We start from the raw sequence: 15079 nt of genomic DNA, 5'->3' as shown, positions 1-15079 counted from the left end.
AGCCGCGGAAGCTGGACGCCGACGCCCAGGCGGTTGAAATGAGCTGCGAGACTGGAAGGCCCGAAGCCAGGATCTTGCCCTTGAGTGCGGCAACGTCCTGCTCATCCACCAGCTTGTGATCGACCGCGGGAACGGGATCCTGCCAGATGAGTTCTTCGGTTGGGATCTCCGGCCCGAGATAGCGCTCGCGAGGGCCCATGTCACGATGCGTCAGCTTGAACCACGCCCGGGCAAAGGCATCGGCGAACTGCTCGGGGTTCTCGTGGAAGCGCTTCGATATGGGGCCATAGACAGGATCGAGGCGCAGGGCAAGATCCGTGGTCAGCATCGATGGGGTGCGACGCTTTGACGGGTCATGCGGATCGGGCACAGTGTCTTTGCCTGCGTCACCCTTCGGCTTCCACTGGTTAGCTCCGGCAGGGCTCTTGGTCAGCTCCCACTCGTAGCCGAAGAGGTGATCGAAGAACTCGTTGCTCCATTGGGTCGGCTTGGTCGTCCAGATGACTTCGAGGCCGCTTGAGATTGCGTCGCCACCCTTGCCGGAGCCAAAGCTGCTCTTCCAACCGAGGCCCTGCTGCTCGAGGGGGGCGGCTTCGGGTTCTGGGCCCACGTTGGAGGCGGGGCCTGCGCCGTGAGTCTTGCCGAAGGTATGACCGCCAGCGATCAGCGCGACGGTCTCTTCGTCGTTCATCGCCATGCGTGCAAAGGTCTCGCGGATATCGTGGGCTGCGGCGATGGGGTCGGGGTTGCCATCCGGGCCTTCCGGGTTCACGTAGATCAGGCCCATCTGCACTGCGGCGAGCGGATTCTCCAGATTGCGCTCGCTGCTGCCGCCTCGGGTACGATTTTGCTCGGTGCCATGCAATTCGGCATCGGCCACGATCACGCCTTCGTCAGCGGGCTTTCCTTTGCCGTAGCGAAGATCGCCGCCCAGCCATGTGGTTTCGGTTCCCCAGTAGACGGACTCATCTGGCTCCCAGGCGTCCTCGCGACCACCCGCGAATCCGAAGGTTTTGAAGCCCATCGATTCCAGGGCCACGTTGCCGGTGAGGACGATCAGGTCGGCCCAAGAGATTTTGTTGCCGTACTTTTGCTTGACTGGCCAGATCAGGCGACGCGCCTTGTCGAGGCTGACGTTGTCGGGCCAACTGTTAAGAGGAGCGAAACGCTGCTGGCCCGATCCGGCGCCGCCGCGACCGTCGCCGATGCGGTAGGTTCCGGCGCTGTGCCACGCCATGCGAATAAAAAAGGGGCCATAGTTACCGAAGTCGGCCGGCCACCAGTCCTGCGAGGTCGTCATCACTGCCAGAAGATCTTTCTTCACGGCTGCCAGATCGAGGCTCTTGAACGCTTCGGCATAATTGAAGTCTGTGTCCATTGGATCGGACAGGGACGAGTGCGAATGCAGAATCTTGAGCGGCAATTGATTCGGCCACCAGTCGCGGATCGATGTGCCTTGCCCTGCGGTGTGAGGAAAAGGGCACTTTGCTTCAGTAGACATGGTTCTCTCCTTATTACTGTTCGGTTCCCGTGCGACGAAAATAGCGCGGTGTCGTCTCCGTTTGTCTCGACCCACTGAATGTAGCATCATGGAGAGTGATAGTTCCAATACATAGTACCCATCTGGAGTATAGGTATCGCCTATGGAATTTCATCAACTACGTTACGTCTGTGCCGTCGCGGAGACAGGCAGTTTCAGCCGCGCTGCCGAGCACTGCCAGGTCGCCCAGCCCTCGCTGTCGCAACAGGTCCTCAAGCTTGAGGAAGATCTGAACGCAAAGCTCTTCGACCGCTTGGGCCGCAGCATTCGTCTTACCGAAGCAGGTCGAGCCTTTCTGCCTCACGCGCGCTCGATTCTCAGCCAGATGGAGACCGCTCGATCGAGCGTGGCCGATAAATGCGCGGATATTCGCGGCAGCGTAGCGGTAGGGGTGATCCCCACGATCGGCCCCTATTTGATGCCGCGCTACACGGCAGCCTTTACCCAGAAACATCCTGAAGCGAAGCTGCGCATTGTCGAAGAGACGACGCCGATCCTGGTGGAAAGTCTGCGCAACCTATCCATCGATCTTGCGATTCTTGCAGTTCCTCTGCGTCACAAAGACCTGGAGCTATTTCCCCTTCATACCGAACCATTGTTCGCCGTGTTGCCTAAGAATCATCTTCTCGCCCGGGCAAAGTCGCTTGCGCTGAAAGATCTTCGCGGAGAGTCCTTCGTGATGCTGCGTGACGGCCACTGCTTTCGCGACCTCAGCATCACGGCCTGTGCTCACGCCCGCATCACGCCGCGCATCGCGTTCGAGAGCGGCCAGTTCAGCAGCCTCTTTGGAATGGTCGCCGCGGGAATCGGAGTCACGCTCGTTCCCGAGATGGCGATCGACAGAAATGCGGGCTGTCACTATGTGCGCCTCAGCGATGCACGCGCCACTCGAACCATCGTTGCGGCGGTTCTGCGTGGGCGCAGCTTCAATCGCGTCCAGCAGGCTTTTTTGTCAGGGATGACAGCTTCGCGCCGTACGCAATAAAAAGACAGGCCGCTTTGATCTGCGGCCTTTCCTGCCGAAATCTACTTCAGGTGGCGCACCTTCCAGGGTCCGTTGTTAATCTTTCCATGATCTGCCCAAGATGCATTTGAGTCTTAAGCATAAAAGTGCCAGCCGTTTTCGCGACTGGCACTTTGTGTTTCGAAATAGTTAGTAAAGGATCTTCAAACCAAACTGAAGAATGCGCGGTTCAAAGGTGCTCGTGATCTGACCTCCGCTGGTGGGGACGGTTCCGAGAGTTCCTCCGAGGCCGCTGCCGGGCAGGTAGAGGTTGGTGTGGTTGAAGAGGTTGTAGCTCTCTGCGCGGAACTCGACCTTGAGGCTCTCGATGGGAGTGCTGAACTTCTTGTTGAGGGCGAGGTCGGTCTGATAGAAGGCCGGAGTGCGTCCCGGGTTGCGTGAAGCATTGCCGAAGGGACTCAGCAACGTTCCGCCTGTGGTCTTCGTGGCTGGAAGCGTGAATGCAGCAAGGTTGATGTACTGGATATAGCCGCTCGCCAGCCTGGTTTTCTTGATGACCGGCTGACCGGCGACGACGTTAGGACGGTACTCGTTGGCTCCGCGATAGGTCGCTGAGATCTGCGGAGAGACGGCATTCGCCGAGTTGGGAGAATAGCCCACATCGAATGGCGTGCCGGCCTGCATGGTATTGATGCCGCTAATCTGCCAGCCGCCGATCAGGGTATCGACCAGCGCATTGCTCTTATCGAGAAAGCGGCGGCCATGTCCGATGGGCAGTTCATATACGAGACTGGTCACGTTGGCCACAGGCAGGTTGTAGTCGGACTGACCGTAGTCGGCCTTGATATTGTTGGCGTCCTGCGGCGATGGCGTGTTGCCTTCGAGCGAGGCGCTGGCGTTATCGAGCGCATGCGACCAGCTGAAAGAGTTAAGGAGAGTTAAGCCTGCGACGAATCGCTGCTCGTAACGGACCTGCAGAGCATCGTAGCGAGAGACGAAGACGTTGGGAGCCTCAGTGATATCGCTGGGCCAGTTTGCAAAAGGCCGGGCAAAGTTGTTGGCCGGGTTCTTCTGGTTGCCGTTGAGGAAGCCCTGCAACTTCAGGCCGCGGTTGCCGACATAGGCGATGTCGAGCAGCGTGTTCTTGGCAACCTGCTGTTGCACGCTGAGGAAGTAGCTCTGGACATAGCTGTCGCGCGCATTCTTGGGTACCCAGGTGATGTTGTCCGTGGCAGGGTTGAAGGTGGTTACAAGGCTTGAAGGATATCCCTGATCGACGGTCGCGTAGCAGATGGGAGTTGTGCCATTGATGATCTGGTTGGGCAGCGGGTTGCAGTGATTGGTGGTGTTGGGAGTGGGCTGAGTGACGGAGGCGAATTGCGCTTGTGGTGCGTTGATGGCAAGAATGTCACCCGAGCCGGCGCGAGTGTAGTGGACATAGCTGACTCCATATCCGCCACGCACGGCAGTCCTCGGCGTAGCGGCGTAGGCAAAGCCGAGGCGCGGAGCAAAGTCGTTGAGGTCGGGATTGACGAGGGTGCTGCCATAGACTCCACCCCCGCCGGTGTAGGGAGTGATGCCATTGCCCTTCACTGCTCCGGGCGTGATGGTCAAGACGGTCTGCGTGGTCGGATCGAAGTTGGAGATGAACTTGTTCTGCTCAGAGTAAGGCGAACCGTACTCCCATCGCAGGCCGAGATTGAGAGTCAGTTTTGGGCTGACGTGCCAGTCATCCTGTGCATAAACACTGTCAAGGGTCTGACGAAGGTGAGCGACGAAGTAGTTGGCCAGCGAGTAGTTGTCGGTGTTGCCGAAGAGAAAATCCGCCCAGTAATTATCGCTGACCGCAGAACTGCCTCCGCCAGTGCAACTCGGGCAAACGCTATATCCTCCGCTGTAGCTGAAGGAGCCATAGAGAGGATTGTTGTCGTTGACGGCCATCCACACGTGCTCATACTCATAGCCGAACTTCAGCGAGTGATTGCCCTTGACCCAGGTAAAGTTGATCTTCGGATCGAGCAGCGCGGGGTTCTGCCACTGCGGATTGGTGCTCTGACGGCCAAAGGAAGTGAAACCGGTGATGCTGGTGGAGGGCAGACCGCCCGCCACAACCGGATTGGTCGGCAACCCGGGGATGGTGATGGCGTTGTTGCCGATCGAGAGGCTGTACTTGCCCGCCTTGGTCTTGGAGAGGCCGACGCGAGCATCGAGAATCTTGTTGGCCCCGAAGAGATGCGTATAGCCGAGTGCTACCTGCTGATCGAGAACTCGAATGGTGCCGTTGGTCTGGCCGTCGAGCGGCAGTGGCAGCGCTGGATAATTGACGCCGGTCTCCTTGCGATCGCTGATGCGAAGAAACCACGAGCTGCTTGCGCTCTGCTGATAATCGAGGCGCAGATCGCCCTTGTCGGAGTTGTCGGTAAACGGGACCTGCTTCGAGTAGTCGTTCGTCGCCAGTCCTGTTGTCGGAAGACCATTGGTGGGTAGGCCGGGGATGTTCTTGAAGTAGCCGATGATCTGTTGCGAGATAGGATTGATGGCCGTTGAAGGAATTGCGGTATTGGCCTGGTAGGTAACGCCGGTGATCGGATTTTTTACAGGAACGACAAGGATGCCGTTGAGCTCATTCTGCGTCGGCAGGGTAAACACACTCAGTGGTTTGAGCGTCTGGCGGAAGCCTTCATAGTCGAGGAAGAAAAACAGCTTGTCCTTGCGGATGGGGCCGCCGACGTTCATGCCGAACTGGTTACGATTGAACGTAGGCTTCTGGAAGGGGATGACATTTCCGGTATTGCCGACCGTCCGCGGCTTGAAGTAACCCGCGGCATTAAGGTCCGTGTTGCGAATGAACTCATAAAGCGTCGCATGAAAGCGGTTGGTTCCGCTCGCAGAAGCAGCGTTGATCGTGGCTCCTGAGGAGTGACCGTACTCCGCACTCTCGTTATTGGTGACGACCTGAAACTGTGCGACGGAGTCTGGCGGAATGGCGATGATCTGGTTGTCGAAGCCCTGGTTGCTCTCGCCGTAGGCATTGTTATCCATGCCGTCGAGCAGGAAGTTATTGAACATGCTGCGCTGACCATTAATGTTGTAGGCTCCGGCGCGCACCAGGCTATTGACGGAGCTGGTGGTCGCGGCGGTTGGGGCCTGGCGGGAGCCAGTGATCAAGCCCAGCAGGTCGGAGTAATTTCTGCTTACCAGGGGAAGGGCAGCGCTCTGGTATTGCGTGATGGTCTGTCCACGCTGGCTCGAATCCGTCTCAATCTGCAATGAGACGTCGCTCACCTCGACCGTAGTCTGCGCTGTGCCCACCTGCAGGGTCATATCAATACGCCCGCGCACGCCAACCGAAACCGAAATATTGTTTGCGACAGCGTCGGCGAAACCGGAAGCTTTTGCAGAGATCGTATAAACGCCGACGCGAAGGGAAGGGGCGTCATAGTCGCCGGAGGCATTGGTAGCGACAGTCGTGGTAGCCGCTGTGGCATTGTTCTTGATCGTAACCACCGCACCTGTCACTGCGGCTCCGCTCGCATCATGAATCGTGCCGACAAGACTTCCGTTTTCATATTGAGCGAAGGCGCTGAGACCTGGAAGAACTAGCCAAAGTGTGACAGCCAGAAAAATCCATCCGCCTACTCGAATAATCGATTTGCGTTTCGTTCCCTGCACTGCATTTTGAGCACGCATCCGGTCTCTCTCAGTCAACATTGAATCTCCTGCCTCCGTAAGTTTTGATTGGTGGCGACTTATCTTCCCTGACGACGGACACAACACTACGTCCGGCCCTGAAGACCGTCAATAAAGAAGTTACCGATAACGTTTTAGCAACTTGGCGTTAACAAGTCATTTCTTTATGAGAGATTTATGGTCAAAATTCGTCTGCTAATCGCGAGCTCCACCGAAATAGAAATTTAGATTTGCAATGAACAACTCATCGCAGAACGGACGAGCGCGCAGAGCTGGCTTCTAAATAAGCACATACCAGGAAGACGAGCTCCTGGTGCAAGGCGTCGAACTGCTTCTCGGGAGCGTCTGATTCGAGCAAGCGACGGCTGACTCCAGCCATAGCGCCCTGCAACATCGAAGCGACAAGTTGAGGGTCTTTGCCTGGCGGCTCGCAGGAGGTCGTCAGCATACCAACGATTGCCTTGTTGCACCGCACTCCCACTTGCTGCACGATCTTTGCTCCATCCAGACCGGAGCTTATCGAATACAAAGCGATGCTCGCCTTCGCATCTCTCATCTTGGCAGTCAGGAATGCGGTGACAAGAGCTGTCGCCATCTGCTGAAGCGTGTTGCCCTTCTGCTCTATACAGACTCGTTCGACCGCCTCCATCACCTCGTCCATGTGGCGTCGAAGGGCGGCCTGCAGGAGAGAGCTTTTGTTGGGAAAGTACTGATACAACGTTCCCACGGACACGCCGGCTCGCATTGCCACTCTTGTTGTGGTCAGCCGCTCTTTTCCCACGCCCAGCAAAACCTGAATGGTCGCTTCGAGAATGGCGTCTACACTCGCAGTCGAACGTGCCTGAACCGGCAATTTACGAGGCTGTAGGAGTACCTGGGAACTCTGAGGCAAATGCGAACTCCTAATCTGAAGCTTTCTTCATCTAAACACAAGCACCCATATTGACGAACAACATTTGAACAGACCAGGAGAACATACATGACGAAATCCACAACCCTTGGCGGCACCTTCACCTTTCTAAACACATCGATGACGGTGAACCGCATGGGCTATGGTGCGATGCAGCTTGCCGGTCCGCAGGTGTGGGGACCGCCGCGCGACGTTGACGCTTCGGTCGCAGTCTTGCGAGAGGCCGTCTCCTCCGGCGTGAACCATATTGACACCAGCGACTTCTATGGCCCTCATGTGACTAATCAGATCATCAAGCAGGCGCTCCATCCTTATGTGGACGGCCTGGTGATCGTCACCAAGCTGGGCGCTCGACGTGGCGAAGACAAGTCCTGGATCCACGCTCTTTCGCGCCAGGAGTTGATCGATGGCGTTCACGACAATCTCCGAAATCTAGGGCTCGACCGGCTCGATGTCGTCAACCTGCGCGTGGGAGGAGTGATGGGGCCAGCGGAAGGATCCATCGAAGAACCGCTTACCGTGCTCGCCGAACTGAAGCAGCAGGGTCTCATTCGTCATCTCGGACTGAGCAACGTCAGTCCTAAGCAGTTTGCCGAAGGACAGAAAATCTCGGAGATCGTCTGCGTGCAGAACCTGTATAACGTAGTCCATCGGAACGATGATGTGTTCATCAATGACCTCGCAGGCCAGGGTATAGCTTATGTGCCGTTCTTCCCGCTGGGAGGGTTTACCCCGCTACAATCGTCGGTGCTCGAAACGGCAGCGGCGTCACTCAACAGCGCGCCAATGCAGGTTGCCCTCGCATGGCTTCTTCAGCGTTCGCCCAACATTCTGTTGATCCCCGGGACTTCTTCCACCGGACATCTAGGTGAGAACCTCAAAGCTGCAACCCTGCAACTTCCTCCCGAAGTCATTGCCAGCCTCGACGCAATTGATGAACCTGCGAAATCGTGAAGCGGTTGAGACTTAGTCGCATGAGTTGATAAGTCAGCATGCGACTAAGTCACGGCTGCATTGCAGCGCGACCCACGACGTGAAATCGCAGCAGAATTCCAGCGGATTTTCCTGGTTGGCCTCCGCCGATGTAGAGCTTGTAATCGCCCGGCTCTACACTGCGCGCGCCATCGGCGGCCACCAGGCTCAACTGACGAGGTGTCAAGGTCATCTGCGCCGTCTTGCTCTCCCCTCGGTGAAGCTGCATCTTCTGAAAACTGATTAATTGGCGCAGCGGCGCTCCAGTCGCGTGCTCTGGAATCAAATAGGCCTCCACCGTCTCCGTACCATCGCGCTCGCCCTCGTTCTTTATTTCTACCTGCGCCTGCAGTGACTGGCCTGCTTGTACAGACGAGGTTGAAAGCTTACCTGACGAGTAGCCGAAGCGCGTGTAGCTGAGCCCATACCCGAAGCCATAGAGCGGTTCGCCGCTGAAGTAACGATAGGTCCGGCCGCTCATGCTGTAGTCATCGAACGGACGCAGTTGCGCCGTGCTCGCATAGAAGGTAACAGGCAGCCGCCCGGAAGGATTGTTCTCTCCAAAGAGAGTATCCGCGATGGCCGTGCCGCCAGCCTGTCCCGGATACCACGCCTCAAGAATAGAAGCCGCCTTCTTCGCCGAGTCGCCAAGCGCGATCGCGCTTCCATTCATCAGAACAATGACAATTGGCTTGCCTGTCGCGGCAATGGCAGAGACCAGTTGTTGCTGCGCGTCTGGCAACTCGATCGAAGTGCGGTCCCCTCCGCGAAACCCCTTGACTGCAATCGGCATCTCCTCGCCTTCCAGTTCAGGGCTGAGCCCCAGGAACAAGACGACAGCATCCGATTGAGACGTAGCCGCAACTGCCTGTTGACGCAGCACTGCGAGAGGTGGTCTCCAGTTCAGCGTGAGGCCGGCTCCGAAGTGCGGTGCCTGATGTGTGTATTCAATACGCAGACGATGCGGTTTGGTATCGGTGAATGCCAGTTGAAAAGGTGGCGTGGGAGCTCGCCTGCCGTGCGTTGCTGCGTGCCCGTAGTCATAGACCTGTTTGCCGTCGAGCCATACCTTGATCGTCTCCGCATCCTCGCACGTGCTGCAATGCGCGAACGCGAAATCCATATTCAGCGTGCCGGGCGCAGGTGCGCTCATCCAACCTGTCCAGCGAACGGCAAAGGCTTTGGCCGAGACACCTGGTGCCGGTGCTGCGCCATTCCAGTCGAAATCGATCCTGCGGTCGATGCGCGTCATCACTGGAGTGCCTTTGAAATCCGTGCCAGAGAAATACTCTCCACGAAGACCATGCGTGGCTTCTCCATCTGTGGTCAGTAGGGTTTCGGGGACAGGCAGGACAGCACCATCGACATAAGGCGATCCCTGCGCGTATCGCACATGGCCCGGCGTGCGTCTCCGCAAAGCTTCGAGCGGCGTCACTGGGTGCGAGGCGACGCCGTTGTAGTTTCCTTCAAGCGCCGGCAACGTATCGGCATTCGGCCCAATCACAGCAATGTCTTTCAGCCCGGAGTGAAGTGGCAACACTTCATGTTCATTCTTTAGCAGCACCATTGAAGCGCGTGCCGCTTCTAGCGAAAGCTGAGCATGCTGGGGAGAATCATTTTGCGAGAATGGGATTGTGTTGAATGGCACCGAGGCAGCAGGATCGAACATACCTAGCCGAAACCGCGCCGTGAACAAGCGACGCACGGCAGCGTCTATGTCTGACTCAGCAATCAAGTGATGGCGAACCGCCCCGACCAATGCCGCATACTCCTTGCCGCAACTGAGGTCGGTGCCTGCCTTCACGGATACGGCTACTGCGTGCTCCAGGTCCGGGGCGTACTTATGACCGACGCTGACATCGGAGATCGCCGCACAATCTGAGACGACAAAGCCATTGAATCCCCAGTCGCGTTTCAGCTTCTGTTGCAAGAGCATTGTGTTGGCACATGCCGGTGCGCCATCGACCGCGTTGTAGGCACACATCAAGCTGTCCACGTGTGCGTGTGTCACTAGTTCGCGAAACGCGGGAAGATAGGTGTCTTCAAGATCGTGCGGCGAGATAACGGCATCGAAGCTGTGCCGCTCCGACTCCGGACCACTGTGCACTGCGAAGTGTTTCGCGGTGGCTACTGTCTCTAAATATCTTGGATTGTCGCCTTGCAGCCCGCGCACAAATGCGCTGCCGATCTGCCCCGTCAGGAAGGGATCTTCGCCATAGGTCTCCTGCCCACGCCCCCAGCGGGGATCGCGAACGATGTTGATGTTCGGAGACCAGATGGTCAAGCCATAAAAGATCGAGTGATTTTCCACGCGCTGTGCTTCGTTGTACTTTGCCCGTGCTTCCGTCGAGATAACATTGGAGACGCCCTCGATGAGTCCTGTGTCCCAGGTTGCAGCTAGTCCAATTGCCTGCGGAAACACGGTGGCGTAACCGGATCGCGCCATCCCGTGCAGCCCCTCATTCCACCAGTCATACGAAGGAACATGCAAACGAGGAATTGCCGGTGCTTCGTTCTGCATCTGTCCTACTTTTTCTTCGAGCGTCATGCGCCCAACCAGATTGTCGACACGCTGTTGCAGCGGAGCACTGGGATCAAGATAGAGCGGAGCCTTGTTCTGACTTTGCGAAGACGCTGGAGCAGCAATCAGGCACGCAGGAGCGAGAACAAAAAATAAAAAGAGGGCGATAACGAAAGCCATGCAGAAGACCGTTCCTTATGTGTAGAGAGCCCGCATTGGCGAACCCGGTTAAAAATGAACTCGCTAAGCGTCGTCGCCAGATCGTTCCTTTACGCGATGCCTGTCAAAGCTTTCTCTCATGGCGAAAAACGCTGGCACGGGTCGATACTCCACATCGAAGGGTAGCGAACGCTGCGGACGATTCGGCTGCTTGCGATGGTGCGTCGGGCCGTCATTGAGCCATGTCCTGCGATCGCTGATGCCCCACGTCAACACCAGTTTTACCGCTGTATTGCCCAGCGCGACATCGAGAAAGTCACGATACGTCTGCGCTATGACTCGATCACGTTCTACGATCTCATTGGAGGCAATATCGTCCTCGTTGACGTCGAGCTCGGTGAGGTAAACTTCCAGCCCTATCGCATGAATTGCCGCAATGTAATCTGCCAGCCCTTTGCCAATCGTCGATGTTGAAGCCGCCTTGATATGCGACTGAATCCCAACCGCATCCAGTGGAACTTTGCGTGCTTGCATCCCGCGCAGCAGTTCCAGAATTGCGCGCCTGCGTTGCTCATCCTCCGCGTTGTCGTACTCTACGCCATAATCGTTATACGTGAGCCTGGCTTTCGGATCTGCTTCGCGCGCCGTACGGTAGGCAAGATCGATATAGTCCGCCCCGACACGCTCATACCAGAAGGACTTTCTCAAGTCGCCGGGCATCGCATCCTTCGGCAAGATCGCTTCGTTCACGACATCCCATGAATGCACTCGCCCTCGGTATCGTCTCATCACCGTCTGAATATGTTCAACAAACAGCTTTCGCACATCGAGCGACGACGGCGCAGCGGCCAGCCAATCAGGCACGCTGTTATGCCAGGCCAGGGTATGTCCGCGAACTAACAGATGATGCTTCGCTGCAAAATCGAATAGCGCATCGGCCTGTGAAAAGTCATACTTGTCCTGCGCCGGTCGAAGGGCACGCCACTTCAGTTCTCCCTCGGGCACCAGGATGCCGCACTGGTCAACGATCAACTCCGCCAACGCAGGATCGCTGCTAAGCGATCGCACAATCACTGCGGACCCTGAGATCAATTTGACGCGTGCTGCGTGTGCCTTTAGCGATCCTGCGCCCGCAACCGACTTTGCCTCGTTTGGAAGCGCTTTTGGTATCCGTCCAAAGTCAGGTGACGGAAACTTTTCCTGCCGTGGCGCGCTGTTGAGTGTCATCTCGTCAGGATGTTGGGGAACTTGTGCCAGGAGCCTTGTATTGATTGCCGTCCGCGAAAGTGTTGCTGCCGCTGCCGCCTTCAATCCTTTACTCAACATCTCTCTTCGTGTCGCCATCCTCGATCTCCTATGCGTCGCCAGCAAAAGCCGGATCAAAAAATGAAAGGCATATGGCGCGAGGAAGTTCCTGCACGCCACATGCCTGTGTTTTCCTTCAAGCGGTTAGAACAATAACTTCAGCGACATCTGGCCGATGCGGGGATCACTGGCCGAAGTGACCCTGCCAAACGCTCCGTTCGTTACCGAAGCATTCGGATCACCGAAGTTGGTGTGGTTCAGCACATTGAAATACTCTGCGCGGAACTGGAGCTGCACAGACTCGTGCACGGGGAAGTAGCGCATGACGCTGACGTCCCAGTCGGTGTACTGCGGCCCTACAAAGCTGCCCTTGACGATGTTGCCGTACGACAAAGGTAGATTCACCGTGTAGCTCGGATTGGTCGAAAAGTTCGCCGTGTTCAGGTACGACTTGCATGCAGTGCTCACCGCTCCGCAGGCGTTTCCACCATAAGGATTCTGGCCATTCCACACGCCGCGCTCGCGATTCAGATTGGTTCCGCTGTTTCCTGCGCCGGTTACAGTGAGTGGATCGCCGCTGCGGAATGCGAAGATGCCATTGGTCTGCCAGCCGTTGGCTGCATACCGAACCGCTGCATTGCCTCCGCTAAGCTTCGGCAACACCCACACGTAAGAGAGTGACAACACATTGCGATGGTCGTAGTCCGAAGGGCCGGAGTCCAGTCGCTTGAAGTGAGGTTCGTAGACCGGAAGCGAATATCCCGACCCGGGCACGACGGCTGTAGCCGATGCGCCAAACGGAAAGTTATCAATCGCCTTCGACCATGTGTAGTTAAGAAAGAGAGTAAGTCCCGTGCTGATCCGGTTCTGCAGCGAGGCCTGCAACGAGTGGTAGATCGCGTTTCCGCCCGTATCCACCTGCGCGATCTGCTGCGTGTAGTTCTGCAGCAGGTTCGGCGAGGAGTAGACGCGCTTGCCGATGTTCGGCCCCTGGTTATAGGTCGGGTTGATGTCCGACGGCACATACTGGTGATTGCTTCGCGACCCGACATAGGCGATCCGGCTGGAGAGCTTGTCGGTGAACTGCTGCTCGACGGCAAGGTTCCACGAGTAAGTTACCGGCACGCGGAAGGTCGTAGGATCGAACGTGCTGTAACTGGACGATTGATAGTTAGCTGTCGTGAAGTAGCTTGCCGGCGGAGGCTGCGGAGCAGGGAACGGATTGCCGCCGGCTACGCTCGCATACGGGTTTGAAAAGTCCGCCAGCGCCGTCGGCAAAAACTGAACGTTGACCGAAGCGACAAACGGCACGGAGTTGGCGAAGATATTGTCGAAGACTCCCGGCAGGCGCGTGTCATAAAACTGTCCGCCGCCACCGCGAATGCTGGTCTTTCCGTCACCGAACACGTCCAACGCAAACCCAAAGCGCGGCATGAAGTGAGAATAGACCGGGCGCACCATGTTCTCGACAAATCCAGCGTCGCCCGGAAACAGCAGCCCGGCAAGCGCATTGGGATGCGTCGTCGAAATCGTACCGGCAGCACGCGCGGCCGGGCTGAACATGCCCTGCCGCTCATGGCTCTCGTGCTGCGGAGCAAAAGGCTCATAGCGAATTCCGTAATTCAGCGTGAGTCGGCGATTCACCTTCCAACTGTCCTGCGCATAGTAGCCGGTTACGTGGTAGCGGTTGTTGAAGTACTGTCCTGAGGCCTGCTGAAAGTTTGTCAGGCCGCCCAGCAGGTAATCCGCCAGGGGATTAGAGATCGACGCATTGCTGTTGAACTGGAAGACGCCGGGCTGCTGAAACTGGTTATCGACATCTACCTTCGCCAGCTCTCCGTGAAATCCGAAGCTCATCGTGTGGCTGCCGATCACCCAGTGCAGATCGTCGGCCAGCGTGTAGTTGTTGCGGCGGAAGCTGGCCGCGGGATTATCCCCAATCGTAAAGAAGTTCGTCACCTGAATCTGGTTGATCTGCTTGAACGCAGGCTGCCAGACATTGACGCCTAGATCGTTCACATCCGGCGCTCCCGCCAGCGGTCCGCGCGAGGCATCTTCAATCTGATAGCTCAGGCTGAAGTTGTTTAACAGGTGATCGTTGAAGGTGTGCGTCTCGGAGATCAGCGCATTGTGATAGCGAATCGCAGCCTGGTCGGAGTAGCTCAGAAGGTCCGTTGTATCCAGCACCCCGGCGTTGTCGAAGCTGTCGTAGAAGTAGCGCAAGGTCAGATGGTCGTTCGCTCCCAGTGCCTGGTCGACGCGGCCTGTGTATTCGATATAGTTCTGCTTGCTCGGTCGGAAGAACTGGTACGTTCCATCGGTTCCGCTGATCGTCGGCAGATACTTCAATAGCGCCAGCGACGACTGGTTATAGTCGTTCGGATTGACCGTGCAGGTAAACGTGGCCCCTGTCGGGGTGCATGGATAGGGGAGCAACGTCTTGGGATTCAAGATCGGGCTAGACACCCCGGTAAAGGTTCCGGCAAGCTGTGCCGGAGTAGGAAGAAACGCCGTGCCGCCCACGCCATTCGTGCGGATCCGCGTCGATTGCACACCAAAGAAGAAGAAGGTCTTGTTCGCTCCGTTGTAGAGATGTGGAATCACGACCGGGCCGCCTATGGTGCCGCCAAACTGATTGCGCTTGAGCGGATCGACCGTCTTCTTCGTTCCGACGTAGCTAAAGTAATTCGCCGCATTGAACACACGGTTCCTCAGATATTCAAACGCGTCTCCATGAAGTTGGTTCGAGCCGCTGCGGGTAATGATGTTTACCACTCCACCCGCATTCTGGCCATACTCGGCGTTGTAATTGCTCGTCTGCACGCTGAACTCCTGCAGTGCGTCGGGCATCGGAAAGGGAGCATTGACGTTGGTGTATTCGTCGACGTTATTGCCGCCGTCCAGCATGTAGTTAACCTGGTTGGCGCGGGTCCCGTTGATCGTCACCGCTGCGACCACCGGAAAGGTCTTGGTCTGGCCCTGGTCGATATTGGCCGACGGAGCCACCACCACACCCGG

General features: G+C 57.1%; 8 protein-coding genes. 2 read left to right on the top strand and 6 right to left on the bottom strand.

The genetic code is table 11. The features are described from left to right. A partial coding sequence (katG, locus tag VMU57_RS03285; protein WP_325380749.1) for a catalase/peroxidase HPI occupies positions 1 to 1501 on the bottom strand: 1501 nt, incomplete at its 3' end. 142 nt (positions 1502 to 1643) lie between these two features. Here katG and VMU57_RS03280 point away from each other — a divergent pair. Then, positions 1644 to 2525 carry a LysR family transcriptional regulator gene (locus tag VMU57_RS03280; RefSeq protein WP_325380747.1) on the top strand — a complete coding sequence of 294 codons (882 nt, stop codon included), beginning with the start codon at positions 1644 to 1646 and terminating at the stop codon, positions 2523 to 2525. A 168-nt stretch (positions 2526 to 2693) separates the two neighbouring features. Here the strand turns inward: VMU57_RS03280 and VMU57_RS03275 are convergent, their stop codons facing one another. Together VMU57_RS03275 and VMU57_RS03270 are read right to left on the bottom strand one after the other, a co-directional pair. Further along, positions 2694 to 6215 carry a TonB-dependent receptor gene (locus VMU57_RS03275; protein WP_325380745.1) on the bottom strand — a complete coding sequence of 1174 codons (3522 nt, stop codon included), beginning with the start codon at positions 6213 to 6215 and terminating at the stop codon, positions 2694 to 2696. A 223-nt stretch (positions 6216 to 6438) separates the two neighbouring features. Beyond that, positions 6439 to 7086: a TetR/AcrR family transcriptional regulator gene (locus tag VMU57_RS03270; protein ID WP_325380743.1), complete on the bottom strand. Its 648-nt coding sequence runs from the start codon at positions 7084 to 7086 to the stop codon at positions 6439 to 6441. A gap of 87 nt (positions 7087 to 7173) precedes the next feature. Here VMU57_RS03270 and VMU57_RS03265 point away from each other — a divergent pair, with 87 nt between their 5' ends. Beyond that, positions 7174 to 8058 carry an aldo/keto reductase family oxidoreductase gene (locus tag VMU57_RS03265; protein WP_325380741.1) on the top strand — a complete coding sequence of 295 codons (885 nt, stop codon included), beginning with the start codon at positions 7174 to 7176 and terminating at the stop codon, positions 8056 to 8058. Between the two features lie 49 nt (positions 8059 to 8107). Here the strand turns inward: VMU57_RS03265 and VMU57_RS03260 are convergent, their stop codons facing one another. The 3 genes from VMU57_RS03260 to VMU57_RS03250 all read right to left on the bottom strand — a co-directional run. Next, the gene (locus tag VMU57_RS03260; protein WP_325380739.1) at positions 8108 to 10777 is read right to left on the bottom strand and encodes a glycoside hydrolase family 3 C-terminal domain-containing protein; all 2670 of its coding nucleotides are present in this window, start codon (positions 10775 to 10777) and stop codon (positions 8108 to 8110) included. Between the two features lie 63 nt (positions 10778 to 10840). Next, complete coding sequence (locus tag VMU57_RS03255) at positions 10841 to 12100, bottom strand: endo-1,4-beta-xylanase (RefSeq protein WP_325380737.1); 1260 nt, start codon at positions 12098 to 12100, stop codon at positions 10841 to 10843. Between the two features lie 105 nt (positions 12101 to 12205). Further along, the coding region (locus VMU57_RS03250; protein WP_325380735.1) for a carboxypeptidase regulatory-like domain-containing protein at positions 12206 to 15079 on the bottom strand (2874 nt) is incomplete at its 5' end.

The sequence above is a fragment of the Edaphobacter sp. genome (assembly GCF_035532915.1).
Classification (GTDB): Bacteria; Acidobacteriota; Terriglobia; order Terriglobales; family Acidobacteriaceae; genus Edaphobacter.
This window is presented reverse-complemented; position numbering and strand designations above follow the sequence as displayed.

Coding starts and splice junctions, on each gene's coding strand:
- VMU57_RS03280 (WP_325380747.1), top strand. CDS start 1,644: ATGGAATTTCATCAACTACGTTACGTCTGTGCCGTCGCGGAGACAGGC.
- VMU57_RS03275 (WP_325380745.1), bottom strand. CDS start 6,215: ATGTTGACTGAGAGAGACCGGATGCGTGCTCAAAATGCAGTGCAGGGA.
- VMU57_RS03265 (WP_325380741.1), top strand. CDS start 7,174: ATGACGAAATCCACAACCCTTGGCGGCACCTTCACCTTTCTAAACACA.
- VMU57_RS03260 (WP_325380739.1), bottom strand. CDS start 10,777: ATGGCTTTCGTTATCGCCCTCTTTTTATTTTTTGTTCTCGCTCCTGCG.
- VMU57_RS03255 (WP_325380737.1), bottom strand. CDS start 12,100: ATGGCGACACGAAGAGAGATGTTGAGTAAAGGATTGAAGGCGGCAGCG.